Annotated in this window: 15 protein-coding genes; 9 read left to right on the top strand and 6 right to left on the bottom strand. The window is 45.5% G+C overall.

Annotated features, from left to right (window positions below):
• From AC1DYT_RS11850 to AC1DYT_RS11835, 4 genes are all read left to right on the top strand, one after another.
• Nucleotides 1–1,161, top strand: a complete 1,161-nt coding sequence (locus tag AC1DYT_RS11850) for an MFS transporter (protein WP_477469815.1) — start codon at nt 1–3, stop codon at nt 1,159–1,161.
• A gap of 12 nt (nt 1,162–1,173) precedes the next feature.
• Nucleotides 1,174–1,743: a MarC family protein gene (locus AC1DYT_RS11845; RefSeq protein ID WP_477469814.1), complete on the top strand. Its 570-nt coding sequence runs from the start codon at nt 1,174–1,176 to the stop codon at nt 1,741–1,743.
• A 260-nt stretch (nt 1,744–2,003) separates the two neighbouring features.
• Entirely contained in the window at nt 2,004–2,441 is a 438-nt protein-coding gene (locus AC1DYT_RS11840) for a hypothetical protein (protein WP_477469813.1), read from the top strand.
• 226 nt (nt 2,442–2,667) lie between these two features.
• The gene (locus AC1DYT_RS11835) at nt 2,668–3,012 is read left to right on the top strand and encodes a hypothetical protein (RefSeq protein WP_477469812.1); all 345 of its coding nucleotides are present in this window, start codon (nt 2,668–2,670) and stop codon (nt 3,010–3,012) included.
• Nucleotides 3,013–3,648: 636 nt separating this feature from the next.
• Here the strand turns inward: AC1DYT_RS11835 and AC1DYT_RS11830 are convergent.
• The 6 genes from AC1DYT_RS11830 to AC1DYT_RS11805 all read right to left on the bottom strand — a co-directional run bounded on the left by AC1DYT_RS11830 (nt 3,649) and on the right by AC1DYT_RS11805 (nt 8,782).
• The gene (locus tag AC1DYT_RS11830) at nt 3,649–3,840 is read right to left on the bottom strand and encodes a hypothetical protein (RefSeq protein ID WP_477469811.1); all 192 of its coding nucleotides are present in this window, start codon (nt 3,838–3,840) and stop codon (nt 3,649–3,651) included.
• A 194-nt stretch (nt 3,841–4,034) separates the two neighbouring features.
• On the bottom strand, nt 4,035–4,670 hold the full coding sequence (locus tag AC1DYT_RS11825; protein WP_477469810.1) for a DUF2306 domain-containing protein: 636 nt from the start codon (nt 4,668–4,670) through the stop codon (nt 4,035–4,037).
• A 300-nt stretch (nt 4,671–4,970) separates the two neighbouring features.
• Entirely contained in the window at nt 4,971–7,379 is a 2,409-nt protein-coding gene (locus tag AC1DYT_RS11820) for an ABC transporter permease (protein ID WP_477469809.1), read from the bottom strand.
• A gap of 281 nt (nt 7,380–7,660) precedes the next feature.
• Complete coding sequence (locus AC1DYT_RS11815; protein ID WP_477469808.1) at nt 7,661–7,957, bottom strand: FtsB family cell division protein; 297 nt, start codon at nt 7,955–7,957, stop codon at nt 7,661–7,663.
• Between the two features lie 153 nt (nt 7,958–8,110).
• Nucleotides 8,111–8,476 (bottom strand): SnoaL-like domain-containing protein, encoded by a 366-nt coding sequence (locus tag AC1DYT_RS11810; protein WP_477469807.1) that lies wholly within the window; start codon nt 8,474–8,476, stop codon nt 8,111–8,113.
• 3 nt (nt 8,477–8,479) lie between these two features.
• Nucleotides 8,480–8,782: an antibiotic biosynthesis monooxygenase gene (locus tag AC1DYT_RS11805; RefSeq protein WP_477469806.1), complete on the bottom strand. Its 303-nt coding sequence runs from the start codon at nt 8,780–8,782 to the stop codon at nt 8,480–8,482.
• 227 nt (nt 8,783–9,009) lie between these two features.
• Here AC1DYT_RS11805 and AC1DYT_RS11800 point away from each other — a divergent pair, with 227 nt between their 5' ends.
• The 5 genes from AC1DYT_RS11800 (at nt 9,010) to lspA (ending at nt 13,843) form a co-directional block, all read left to right on the top strand.
• Entirely contained in the window at nt 9,010–9,741 is a 732-nt protein-coding gene (locus tag AC1DYT_RS11800) for a DUF2490 domain-containing protein (protein WP_477469805.1), read from the top strand.
• Nucleotides 9,742–9,846: 105 nt separating this feature from the next.
• A complete protein-coding gene (gene eno / locus AC1DYT_RS11795; RefSeq protein ID WP_133228121.1) occupies nt 9,847–11,142 on the top strand; it encodes a phosphopyruvate hydratase in 1,296 nt (431 codons plus the stop codon).
• Between the two features lie 114 nt (nt 11,143–11,256).
• Nucleotides 11,257–12,411 (top strand): DNA cytosine methyltransferase, encoded by a 1,155-nt coding sequence (locus AC1DYT_RS11790; protein WP_477469804.1) that lies wholly within the window; start codon nt 11,257–11,259, stop codon nt 12,409–12,411.
• A 10-nt stretch (nt 12,412–12,421) separates the two neighbouring features.
• On the top strand, nt 12,422–13,243 hold the full coding sequence (locus tag AC1DYT_RS11785; RefSeq protein ID WP_477469803.1) for an Eco29kI family restriction endonuclease: 822 nt from the start codon (nt 12,422–12,424) through the stop codon (nt 13,241–13,243).
• A 54-nt stretch (nt 13,244–13,297) separates the two neighbouring features.
• Entirely contained in the window at nt 13,298–13,843 is a 546-nt protein-coding gene (lspA, locus tag AC1DYT_RS11780; protein WP_477469802.1) for a signal peptidase II, read from the top strand.
• Nucleotides 13,844–13,902 lie beyond the last annotated feature (59 nt).

Below are 13,902 nucleotides of genomic sequence, written 5' to 3'. Positions count from 1 at the left end.
ATGAAAACTAACAAAACCCTTTGGGTGCTTGTTTTTATTTCGGTAATCAACTCCATGGGGTTCGGCATCATCGTGCCGTTGCTGTACTCTTATGGCAAAAAGTTCGGGGTTACAGAGCAGACTATAGGCCTGCTCACCGCGGCATTTTCTGTAGCGCAGTTTTTTGCCACGCCTGTGCTTGGTTCCCTGTCAGACAGGTTTGGCCGTAAGCCTTTGCTGGCCATCAGCCTGTTGGGCACCTGCGCATCATTCATCATGTTTGGTTTGGCCGGTAGCATCTGGATGCTTTTTGCTGCGCGGATACTGGACGGCATTACCGGCGGCAACATCTCCGTGGCGCAGGCGATGGTATCGGATATCTCCTCGCCAAAAGAGCGCGCCAAAAACTTCGGGATACTGGGGTCGGCTTTTGGGTTCGGTTTTGTTATTGGTCCGGCTATAGGCGGTTTGCTGAGCAAGCTGGGCGAGGGGGTGCCATTCTTCTTCGCGGCGGCTATTGCCATGGTGGGCGTACTGCTCACGGTGTTCCTGTTAAAAGAGACCAACGATACAAAAAAGAGGGGAGCGGATAAGGCTCACAAATTTACCTTTACCTCGTTGGTAACTGTTGTGCAGAAACCCGTTATCGGCACAGCAATATTCGTAGGTTTTTTGCTTACCATGGCGCAGTTCACCATGATTATTGGTTTCCAAACCTTTACGGTAGATGTGCTGAAGATCAACCCCACCCAAATAGGCCTGATGTATGCGGGCTTCGGCGTAACGGGCATATTGATGCAGTTGGCGGTGCCGCTCATCAAAAAGGCTATACCCTCGCAGGCACTGATCCTTTTGCTCTCTACCCTGGTGTGTTTGGGCACGATGATACTTACAGGCATTGCAACCGGCATAGTGCTGTTCTCGGCTGCAATGGCTGTTTACGGTCTGTTCAACGGCTTGCGCAACCCCATGATCAATGCCATCATAGCCGACCATAACACCGATGCCGGGAAAGGGGCGGTGATGGGCGTTAACCAATCGTACGCTTCCATCGGGCAAACGCTGGGGCCGGTATCCGCCGGACTGGTTACGGCAATTTCGATACATAGTGTTTTCTTTTTATCGTCTTTATATATTTTAATCGCACTTTTGCTGAGTATTCGCTTAAAATCGAGAGAATAAAATCCTGCGCCAATGCCACACTTTATATTCAAAGAGATATTATCGGTTACGATGATCCTCTTCGCTATCATCGATATCCTCGGGGCCATACCCGTAATCATACAGCTTCGCCAGCGCGCAGGGCATATCCAATCAGAAAAGGCAAGCATAGCGGTGCTGGTGCTGATGATCGCGTTTCTATTCGTAGGCGATGAGCTGCTAGCCATAATAGGGCTGGATATCGCATCCTTTGCCATAGCGGGCTCCATTGTGATATTTATCATTGCACTGGAAATGGTTTTAGGCGTAGATTTTTTTAAGGAAGAAGTGCCCGAATCAGTATCCATCGTCCCCCTTGCTTTCCCACTGATAGCCGGTGCCGGAACCATGACCACGCTGCTGTCCCTCAAATCGCAATATCAAACCCAGAATATCATCGTAGGCATCATATTGAATACCATGTTTGTGTATCTTGTCCTTAAAAACGTGCAATGGCTGGAAAAGCTCTTCGGCAAAACCGGCCTGCACATCCTGCGTAAAACATTCGGAGTGATACTGCTGGCTATAGCGATAAAATTGTTTAGGAGTAATTCGGGGTTGTAGAAAGAGTTAAGAATCAAGAGGCAAGAACCAAGAGTTAAGAATCAAGAAATAAGATAATTCCTAAACGCCGGGACGAGCGCCTACGCTTGTCCCCCGCGTCATTGCGAGGAACGAAGCAATCTCTACGCAGGACAATCCACTATGCAAATCGCTCTGATTATCGGGAGATTGCTTCGTGCCTCGCAATGACGATGTGGTTATTTTAGCGCTCAAACGCCGCAGCAGGCACCGGCATGCAAAGCGACCGGGAGGAATACAGTATGAAAATTTACGTTGATAAACAATCTTTTGAAATTTCGTCACGGAATGTGATCACAGGAATTGTTTCGTTGAAAATAGATAAAGACATTTTTTTCCCGGAAAGAGATTGGAACGATAGCGTAGTCATTATTCTTATATCCTGGATTGAGTATATCATTGAAATTCGTGTCAAGAAACTTAGGAGCATGAAATTTTATTTTTTTGATGGTCCTTTTGCATTTGAATTTATAGAAAAACAAAAATTGTCTTACCTGCAATTATTTGACAATGGTAAAACCGTCTCAAGGCGCCACGTTAATTTTAATAATTTTGTCAATGGCTTCGAACGCAATTTGCTGCAATGCTGTGAGGAAGTGATTGAGGAAATGGATAAAAGGGGATGGGTAACTCCTGAAACTGTTAAATTAAAGTTGTTATTTAACGAATTGAGCTCATAGGCTGCCGCGAGTTTTCAACTCGTGGCGGGCATGGTGTCAGCTTTCAGCTGACGCAAGCTGGAAGCTTGCGCCATGCCAACCACGAGATGCGCTACGCTAACCCGAACGCCGCGACAAGCGTCCACGCTTGTTGCAATTGTTTCGGTGAGCGTCCGCGCTCACGAGGCTAACAAGGGCAAAGAATACAGTATGGAGGTTTAGATAGGCGATAATTTATACCACAATAATGAACGAAGATTTAAAACGAAGGGCTTACCTGGAAGGGCAGAAGCTGCAAAAAGCCGGGCACGATGCCGAGGTGATACGCGCAAGGCTGGATAAAATGGGCATCCCCGAAGATTTGATAGCACAGGTAGTAAGAAACCTGTACATTCAGCAAACAGTAGATGAGAGTAACCGGGAGGCTGCTTCGTCAAATATAAAGTTAAATACAGCGTTGATCCGCGTAGGTGCTGGCTTTGCTTTGGCTGTTATAGTTTATTTGATCTTCCCTGGCATCATTATTTTACCCATTGGCCTAATTGGCGGGGGTATAATTTCAGCTTTTATGGCCAAATCGAACAGGAAGTAAGTAATTCCGCTGCCGCGAGTTTCCAACTCGTGGCGGGCATGATGTCAGCTTTCAGCTGACGCAGGCCGGAAGCTTGCTCCATGCTAACCACGAGATACGCTGTGCTAATCTCGCCGTAGCGGGCGTGTTTAGAAATGGCGGGAGCCTAGCTAATAAAATGTCTACAATTTATCGTATATTTCACCATATCAAAACCTATCAATAGCCATGAAATCCGACTTACAGATATTAGCAATTTACATCTCGATATTGAGCTTATTGGCATTGATAATCTACTTTATATCGCGGGCTGTGGAGCGCAGGCTCGAAAGATCGGGCAATAAACGGGCGAGATTATGGGGCGCACTAACCTTCATACTGACTTATTTTATTATAGTATTTGCTATTGGCACTATAATCCTTCTACGTATCAGTTTTAGAAGATGATGATGGAAAGCGTTACCCCGGATAAAACGCAAACCAAGCTATAAGATTGAAATGCTGTCACCTATCGCTATTTTATTGTTTCTTAACATCGGCACACCCGAATTAGTGATCATATTGTCTATTGTTTGCGTTCCCGCTTATTTTGCATCACGTGCCATTCGGCGGGCCTTTCAAAGTTCAGGCAGAGCATACGCCATGCTTTGGAGTATATTAACTTTCATACTTTGCTTTTTCGCTACTTTGTTTGTTATAGGAGCCATTATTGCCGCCAGTTTTGATTTTGGCAGGTAGGATGTGTTTAAGCTTTGCTCTTTTGAGCAACCATTCTGCAAATACAAACACCGTTGCAGCGAGATACGCTGCGCTAATCTCGCAGTAGCGGAAATTGATGTTGATTTGCAATGTGTTATTTTATAACTTAGTTTTATAAACCAAGGCCTCACATGGGTATTCTTTTTATCTGGATTTCTGTATTCCCAATACTTGCCGGTATTGCCGCCTATTTTGTGTCGAAAGTTGCGCGGAAAAAGTTGGAGATGGCGGGTAACAGGCACGTTAGGCTAATCAGCGTCATTACATTTATTTTCAGCTTTGTATTAATTTTTGTGACCATGTCTGCCCTGTTGTTTTACAATGTCCAATTCCGGCGATAATTTTTTGACGCGTTTCCTCCGTATCAACCATTCGGCAAATAGCAAATTCGGCACAAAGCCCATCCAGGCATCTATCATATAAAGGGGTAGCGGATCTATGCGGACCAAGCTGGAGATAATAATTTTCCAAAGCCTTAGCGTTACTGCCGATAGGGTAAGCGCATAGCTCCGTATCATATATTCTTTATGCGACTTTATGTTCCCTGCTTTAATTTCCAAAACGGCCTTATAAGTGAACCAAAACCAAAGGCAATCCAGTATCACGAAGGCAGTTTTTGTCGGTAGCAGGCCGTTAGCGTAGATGGCCATAATCATAGCAGCCGGGAAATTCACCAATAAAATATCGTAAGCATAAATACGGCCCATAAGCCGGTGGATAGGTTTATGATCGCGCAGTATATCGCTGTTGAATTGCGTAAAGCCGGCCAGCAAAGCAAATATCACGGAGAATACGTGTGTATAAAAAGCTATTTTCCAAGGGAGGATGTGCAGGTATTCCTGTTTAAATTGCAGGAAGCCGATATCATCACGCATGGGGAAATATTCCACTATTCCCCGCAGCATCAAAAAAGTTGCCACGCACAGCAACATATACGCCACTGTTGTTTTAAGGATATATCGTACTGCTTCCAGATGCGTGTTGTTTTAAATGATAGCCAAATTAGCAAATGTAATTGTAGTACCAAACGCCGCTTGCTGCCGCGAGTTTCCAACTCGTGGCGGGCATGGTGTCAGCTTTCAGCTGACGCAAGCTGGAAGCTTGCCCCATGCCAACCACGAGATACGCTATGCTAATCTCGCGGTAGCAGACCTTTGGTTTTTTTCTTGATTCTTGTCTCTTGTCTCTTGCCTCTTAATTCTTGATTCTTTCTACAGCCGCTACTCGCTCCTTAAACTCTTCACCGGGTTGGCCAATGCGGCTTTTAGCGTTTGCAGGCTAATAAGCACGGCAGTAACAGCAGTTAATGCCAGCACAGCCAATACAAAAGGTGCGGGGCCAAGGCTGATGCGGGTGGCATAATTATCAAGCCAGTGCTGCATCATATACCAGGCCAGCGGACAAGCAACCAAACCGGCAATAAGCACCGTGCCTAAAAAATCTTTCATAAACAGCAGCATCACATGGCTTACCGATGAGCCCAGCACCTTGCGGATGCCTATCTCTTTGGTGCGTTTTTGTACACTTAGCGAAATCAGCCCCAGCACGCCCAGCAGCACGATGATGATGGCCAGGCCCGTTGCCAGGTAGGCGGCTTGTTTCAATTGCAGTTCGGTTTTGTACATTTTGGCGAGGGCATCGTCCATGAAGTTATATTCGAACGGTGCGCCGGGCATTACTTCGGCCCATTTGCGTTGCAGGGCTTCCAGGTTGCTTTGGATATTGCCCGGCCTTAGCTTGATGGAGAAATAGCGATAAAAGGGCATTTGGTTTACGTTGTAGAACGTTACCGGCTGCATCTTAGCCTGCATGGAGCCAAATTGGAAATCGGCCACTACGCCGCAGATGGATAAGGGGTCGCGGCTGCCCAATGCCCGGAATTGCTGGCCAATGGCATCTTTTGCGTTGGCGAAGCCGAGCATTTTAGACTGCATTTCGTTGATAACCACCTTGGCCGAATCGGCCTGCATATACTGCCGCATAAAAAACTGGCCGGCCCTTAGCTTCAGTCCGTAAGTTGCTGCGTATTGGTTATCGGCAACCAATATCTGTGAGGAGAAGCCCGATGCCGAATCGGCATCCATTTTTGTTGCGCGGAAGGTGCCGCCGTTGTTGCCGTCGGGGATTTCCCATGACAGGCTGACTGCGCTTACCTGGGGCAGCTGAGCCAGTCGGTAACGAATGCCCTCCATTTTTTGCACGCCGGGTTTGCTCCAATCGCGCGGTAGCTGGGCATACACCACATAGTCTTTATCGTAGCCCAGGCTTTTGCCGAAGAAAAGGTTGATTTGTTTCGACACCACTATCGCGCCAATCAGCACCACAGCTGCTGTGGCAAACTGGAAGGCAATGAGCGCTTTGCGGAATAGCACGTTATCCTTTACCTGATTGAGCTTGCCTTTTAGCGAATCGACCGATTTTAATGCCGATAGCACCAAGGCGGGGTACATGCCGGCGATAAGGCCAATGGCCAAAGCCAATGCAAAAGGCAGCAGGTAAAAATAAAGGGGGAAGGAGAACAGCCCGCCGATATCCGTAGCCAGCAGCGAGGCGAAATAGGGGCGCGCCAGGCCATAGATGCCAAGGGCAAAAAGCGTGGCGATAAGTACCATCAAAACCGATTCGGTGAGGAACTGCCAGATGAGTTGTTTCCTTAAGCCGCCCAGTACCTTGCGGATGCCCATCTCTTTCATACGCTGCGAGGAGCGGCTGATGCAGATGTTGACGAAGTTGATCACCGCCATCAGCAAAATAAACAAGGCGATGGATGATAGTGTGTAAAGCATCTTTTTTACCAGCCCGTTGTTGCTCTCCAGGTAATACTGGGATAAGGGAACGAGGTAGGGGGTGAGGTTGGCGCTGATTTGGGGTGGCGCATTCTTTTTAATAAGACTAAGCATCGGCCCGGTCAGGGCTTCGGGTTTTACGCCGGGGCGCAGTTCTACCAGGCCGACAACTACGGTATTGTTCCAGCCGTCTAAACTCCTGCCCATGAATTTTGCGGCGGCACCGGGTAAAAAGAAGGTGCTGTTGCTTTGTTCTATTACGTTGGTTACCGAGTTTTTGCTCAATTTATCCAACACGCCCCGTATCACGAAATCGTGACGTTCGCCCTTAAAATTTTCGATACTGAGGGTTTCGCCTACCACATCTGTTTTGCCAAAATATTTGATGGCCCGGTCATCGGTAATCACTACGGAAAAAGGGTCGTTAAGCGCGGTTGCAGGGTTGCCATGCAGCAGCTTAAAGCCGTAGGTAGTTAAGAAGGTGCTATCGCCCACCTGCAGGCTCTCCCTAAAGTGCATATCGCCTTTAGATACGTTGGAGCTTACGCCATCCCAATGGTAGTAATTGGCTACAAGCCCCGGGTATTCGTCCTTCAGGGTCTTGGGCATAGGCGCCAGTGCCGTAAGCGGGTAGCCCATGTTAGGGTCTTTCCATTTGCTTTGGATGATATACTGGTTTCCGGCGTTTTTGAGATCGGAGTTAATATTCACCTCGTGCCAAACGTAGCCGGCAATGAGCAAGGTAAAGGCGATGCCTACTGATAGCCCGAATATGTTGATGAGCGAGAAAAGCTTATGCTTGATGATGTTGCGCCAGGCAATGATGAAGTAGTTGTGCAGCATAGGTGTGGGTTTATGCACCTAAATTACGCAGCTAATACGCGATAAATGAAAAGATTAACATTATTTAACAAGGTGGAGTAATTTGAAGATTTGGTAATTTGAAAATGAAGATTAACTAAACTTTCGCTACTGCGGGTTTTCAACCCGTGGTTTGCACAAGGTCAGCTTTCAGCTGACGCAAGCTGGAAGCTTGCCCCATGCCAACCACGAGATACGCTTCGCTAATCCCGCGGTAGCTTCATCGTCAAAAACTCCCCCTTCAGGGGGCCGGGGGGCTATACCTAATCTTTCTTAGGATGCTCTATCACGAAAACGTCTTCATTGTCTTTCTTCATGAAGTATTTTTCGCGGCCAAATTTTTCGAGTTTGGCTTTGTCGGTAGAGAGTTCGGCAAAATCCTTGTTGATCTTAGTGGTTTCGGTTTTATAGAAATCGCGCTCCTGCTCCAGTTTTGCCAGTTGCTGGCGGTATTGGTATTGCGAAAAGATATCGTTGTTATCGAAGAAAATCATCCATACCACAAATATTACGGTTACCAGGAAAAATTTGTTCTTGATAAGGTTGATGAAACGTTTCATATATAGCTACCGGCTGAATTTAATTATAAAGCTATTTAATTTATTTGGGCGTTGCAAGCCGGATTACTAACTTATTAACACCCTTACAGCTAAAATGCAGATAAACAAGGGAAATCGCGGAGACTCCCCTTGCTTAGATGCTGCCGGAAATTGTTAGTGGTCGTAGTGAAACTGTTCTTTTACGATCTTGCCATCCTTCACTTCGTAAACGCAAAGTTCGCTCATGGTGGCGCGGCCCTGGCCTTCCATTTCGTTATCCATGGTGAGGATAAAGGCGATTCCGTTGCCCGCAACCAATGGCTCGGATACGGTGTACCCATACGATTTTACTACCATGGCTTCATAACCTTTGGCTTTCTCCTTTAGTTTAGGCAGCCCCTTGGTTTCTATGCCCGATAAAGGCGAGGCAACGGGTTCGATGTTGATGGCATCTTCTGCAAATAAATCGTCGTACGCGCCTTGCCAATCGCCTTTGCGGCAATAGTCGGCTAATTTCTGTGCGATTTCCCTGGTTTCCATGTTTCAATTATTTGGTTGATAATTCCCTACCCGGCTTACGTCTGTACGCGCAGGAGGGGTTTCTATACGCTCTTTTAATGCCGCCCTGAAAGCTTTAAAAGCCGGCATTTCGGTAAATGCGGCATTGTCGCCCTCGTTGTCGAAGGATATCATGTGCATAAAAGAGCTGTCGCCGGTTTTATACACCACATATTCTATGCCATCGGGCTTATCGGCCTGCAATTGCGTGAATACATCTTTAATCAGGTCTTCGTTTTCGGCTGCGCGGCCATCTTTTACGGTGTATTGGATAATGGAATGTTGCATGATGATTGGTTGTTTGATTGAATCAAAGCTACCGCAAGCTGTTGGTTTTACGTGAGGTGCATAAGCGACAGGTTGCGGGGCGAAACAGGTCAAAAAGCATATCAGATGGATTACCCTTACATCAATTTAAAAACCAATCCTTAACATTATAGTAACATTAACTCTTTTAATGTTAACATTGAGATAATATTGAGGTAATACATTTGCATTAAAATAATATTAAGTAAATGTTAAAAAATACCGCCCTTGTACTATTAACCCTCATCATGGTGTTATTATTCAGCACTGCAAATGCTCAAAACAATAAAGCAGGCACCTGGGGCATTGCCACCGTAGTTTTACCAGGCGACAGCACACACCGCTGGGGCGGCTATATCGAACTGCAGGCCCGCGCCAACACGCTGTTTAACCAGTTTTTTTACTACGAAACAAAGGGTGGTGTGAGTTACGACATCGCAAAAAATTATACCGCGCTGGTAGGTACCGGGCGATACGTAACTTACGATTTTAACAACCTGGATGCGCCGCCAACGGTAAAAGAGTTTAGGATGTGGGAACAGCTGACGATTAACTCCTTTTTAGACAGGATAAAAATAGAACACCGCTACCGCGCCGAGCAGCGCTGGCTCAACGGCATCTACCGAAACCGTTTCCGTTACCGCCTTAACCTGGTTGTGCCGTTAAACCACAGAAAAATAGAAGCTAAAACTTTCTTTATATCGGTATTCGATGAGATCTTCCTGAACAATGTAGCGCCGCACTTCGAACGTAACCGTTTTTCGGCGGCGTTTGGCTACCAGTTTGATAAATCTTTAAGCGTGCAAGCTGGCTGGCTGGATCAGTATAATTACAACCTAACAACGGCAGGGGCCAAAAACAACCTGGCAATAACGGTTATGTATCGTATAAACCGCAAAAACACTAAGCCAAAGGAGCATATACCTACCACAGTTGACTAATAATCATTACAAATACAAAATTTACGTTGCGATTTGCTGTTTTTGCGCTTAACTTAGCCGACCAAAATGGTATAGTAATCCAAAAAAACACAATAATATAAATTTATGAGCTTGATAATTGATGTTCATGCGCGCCAGATACTTGATTCGCGCGGTAACCCTACGATAGAGGTAGATGTTTTAACCGAAAATGGCGCTTTGGGCCGTGCTGCAGTACCATCGGGTGCTTCTACCGGCGTGCATGAGGCTGTTGAGCTTCGCGACAACGACAAAAAAGTATATATGGGCAAAGGCGTATTGAAAGCCGTTGCCAACGTAAACGATAAAATTGCTGCCGAATTGAAAGGCATCGATGTTTTTGAGCAGAACCTGATCGATAAGATCATGATAGATCTTGACGGCAGCGAGAACAAAGGCAATTTGGGCGCAAACGCCATCCTTGGCGTTTCTTTAGCCGTGGCTAAAGCTGCTGCACAGGAAAGCCGCCAGCCTTTATACCGCTACATTGGCGGCGTAAACGCCAACACTTTGCCTATCCCGATGATGAACATCGTGAACGGTGGTTCGCACTCTGATGCGCCTATCGCTTTCCAGGAGTTCATGATCATGCCGGTTGGCGCTTCTTCTTTCTCTGAAGCCTTGCGCTGGGGTACCGAAGTGTTCCACAACCTGAAAAAAATTCTGCACGATCGCGGCCTTTCTACCGCAGTAGGTGATGAAGGCGGTTTCGCACCAACCTTTGAAGGTACCGAAGACGGTGTTGAAACCATCCTACAGGCTATCGAGAAAGCCGGTTACAAACCAGGCGAAGATATCTACATAGCGTTTGATTGCGCCGCATCTGAGTTTTACAAAGACGGCAAATACGATTATACTAAATTCGAAGGCGAAAAAGGTTCTATCCGCACCAGCGAAGAGCAGGTGGAGTATCTTGCCGAATTAGCAGGTAAATATCCTATCATTTCTATTGAAGATGGTATGGCTGAAGATGACTGGGCTGGCTGGAAATTATTGACCGAAAAATTGGGCAGCAAAGTACAATTAGTAGGTGATGACCTTTTTGTAACCAACGTAAAACGTTTACAACAAGGTATCGATAGCGATACAGGTAACTCTATATTGGTAAAAGTAAACCAGATTGGTAGCTTAACCGAAACCATCAACGCGGTTACTTTGGCGCAAACTAACGGTTATACATCAGTAATGAGTCACCGTAGCGGCGAAACTGAAGATGTTACCATTGCCGATTTAGCTGTTGCCCTTAACTGCGGCCAAATCAAAACCGGTTCGGCATCACGTAGCGACAGGATCGCGAAATACAACCAGTTATTGCGTATAGAAGAAGAACTGGGCGACAGTGCCCGTTTCATCGGCAAGAACTTTAAGTTTTTGAAGAAATAAATCGAATAGGTTATTCATTTATCTTAAATATAAAAGTCGGCTTTGCGGTCGACTTTTATATTTAAGACAAAAATTAATTCTATAAATTACAGCCAAAATATAAATTACAGTTTCATGAAATCAATTGAGTTGTTTGCTGGTGCCGGTGGGTTAGGAATTGGGCTTCACCAAGCAGGATTTCATCCTTTGAACGTTGTGGAATGGGATCGCTATTGCTGTGATACCATTCGAAAAAACAAAAAGCGCAAGGGCTCACCTGTAGAAAACTGGTCGGTTGTAGAAGGCGACGTTAAGGCGGTTGATTTTGTTAAATTTTCAGGCCAGCTTGATCTTGTATCGGGCGGCCCACCATGTCAACCATTTTCTTTAGGTGGTAAACACCAGGCATATGATGACAAGCGTGATATGTTTCCAGAAGCAATCAGAGCCGTTCGGGAGACGCAACCTAAAGCTTTTCTATTTGAGAATGTTAAGGGCTTAACGAGGGATTCATTCCAGAACTATTTTGAATATATTCGATTGCAGTTAGAACATCCTGATTTAGTATGTACTGGAAACGAAGATTGGCTTCACCATTTACAACGGCTCGAACGCCATCATACGAGCGGCATTCGAAACGACTTGCATTACAACGTTGTTACGCGTGTTGTAAATGCCGCAAATTATGGCGTACCGCAAAAAAGAGAACGAGTACTTTTCGTTGGATTTAGGGATGATCTTGGAATTGAATGGAGTTTTCCGGAAGAAACCCACTCATTAGATGCTCTAATTTGGAATCAGGTAAAAGATAGTGCTTATTGGGATAGACACGAAGTGCCTTATAGCTTGCGTCATGTTAATCAAAGAATGATGCAACGAGCAAATTTATTAAAAGAAAGACCAACCCTATTGCCATGGCAGACCATCCGCGATGTAACCAAAGACCTCCCGGACCCCGAGGCACTTTTTACAGAGGTTAGTGTTTTTTCTGATCATATTTTCCAATCAGGAGCAAAAACCTATAAAGGGCATACAGGCAGTCCAATTGACGAGCCAGCAAAGACATTGAAAGCTGGCGTTCATGGTGTACCAGGCGGTGAGAACATGCTTTCGTTTCCTGATGGGCGAGTTCGCTACTTTACAACACGCGAAAGTGCGCGTTTACAAACTTTTCCGGATAACTACGTATTTCATGGCTCTTGGGGTGAAAGTATTAGACAATTAGGTAATGCTGTGCCCGTTCAATTAGCGAAAATAATTGGGCAAGGCATAGCCATGCATTTAATATAACTTTCAAATCATGGGCACCATATCAACTATTGCGGATCTGCAAGGGAATCTGGATCGATTAATGCAAGAGGCAAAAAGCGAATCACTTACGCCAAGGTCAAGAAAATTATTAGAAAGCCATATAAGGAAAGTAATTGAAGATTTAGGCGGCCTTTTAAATCAGCTTGATCCTATACGGCAACCGACTTCCTTATTCGACCCAAGTAACCCTAAAATAGTGGGCCGTTTCGTTTCTCTTGCATTAGTTGCGCAATCGCGAGTACCGATGTCCGAGATATCGAGATTTTATGGATCTGGTGTTTATGCCATTTATTATAATGGAGATTTCCCACCTTATCGAGCTATTTCGAAATCGGAAACGCCAATTTACGTTGGTCAAGCTGCTCCTTCAGTTTCCAACGCCAAAACCCCTTCGGAGCAAGGAGATAAGCTATCAAATAGACTTACCGAACATTATAAAAATATTAATAAAGCAAGTTCATCATTATCTGTTCATGACTTTGAATATAGAGCGTTGGTGGTTCAAAGTGGTTGGGAAACAGCGGCGGAAGATTACTTGATTCACTTATTTCGTCCGATATGGAATAGCGAAACTCAATTAGTTTACGGTTTGGGAAAACACGGTGATGCAGCTTCAACTCGTTCAAACAAAAGATCGCCATGGGATACTATTCATCCTGGTAGAATATGGGCAAGTGATATTACACTTCAAGACGCTAAAAATTTGAGCCGAATCGAATTGGAACTTGAAGATCATTTTAAAAAGCACGTGGCTTTTCCAGATTTGGATTCTCTACTTTTAAGTTTTATTGACGAGTTGAAGCAAGTATAGCATTATCCTACCCAACATTAGCATTTCTCGTTTTCTCTTTTTACTTTCGTGGCAATGAAGATGAAGACAGTGTACAGGGCTATGGTTATTTTAGTGGTATTGGCCCTTAATATTGGTTGCGACCAGGTTTCCAAATCTATCGTGCGCAAAAAGCTAAGTTACGAGCAACCCATCAGCTTTATACACGACCATTTTACGCTTATCAAGATAGAGAATACCGGCGCATTCTTAAGTGTTGGCGATACCCTGGGTAAGCCTTACCGTTTTATATTGCTTACCCTGTTGCCTGTACTTTCCTTACTGGCGGGGGTAATCTTCCTCATCGCACAGAAGAATTTCACGAAGCTTATACTGGCCGGCATGATATGCGTTATCGGCGGCGGTATCGGAAATATTTACGACCGTATTGCCTATGGTTCGGTTACTGATTTCATGCACATCCGTTTCGGCATTTTCCAAACCGGTATCTTCAACGTGGCCGATGTATCCATCATGATAGGTATCGGGCTCATTTTGCTGGATGCTTTGGTGAAGAAAATGGAAGAGAAGAAACTACAGCCGCAAACCGAGCCGCCGATTGAAACAGTAGACGCTGAGTAACCCCACCCTACCGCGTTAACGATTGCAGCGGATACCGGCCCTGTGGCTAAGGCCTGTGC

The sequence above is a fragment of the Mucilaginibacter sp. P1_D10 genome, from assembly GCF_056406215.1.
The sequence above is the reverse complement of the archived record's forward strand: the minus strand, read 5'-3'. Positions and strand labels throughout refer to the sequence as shown.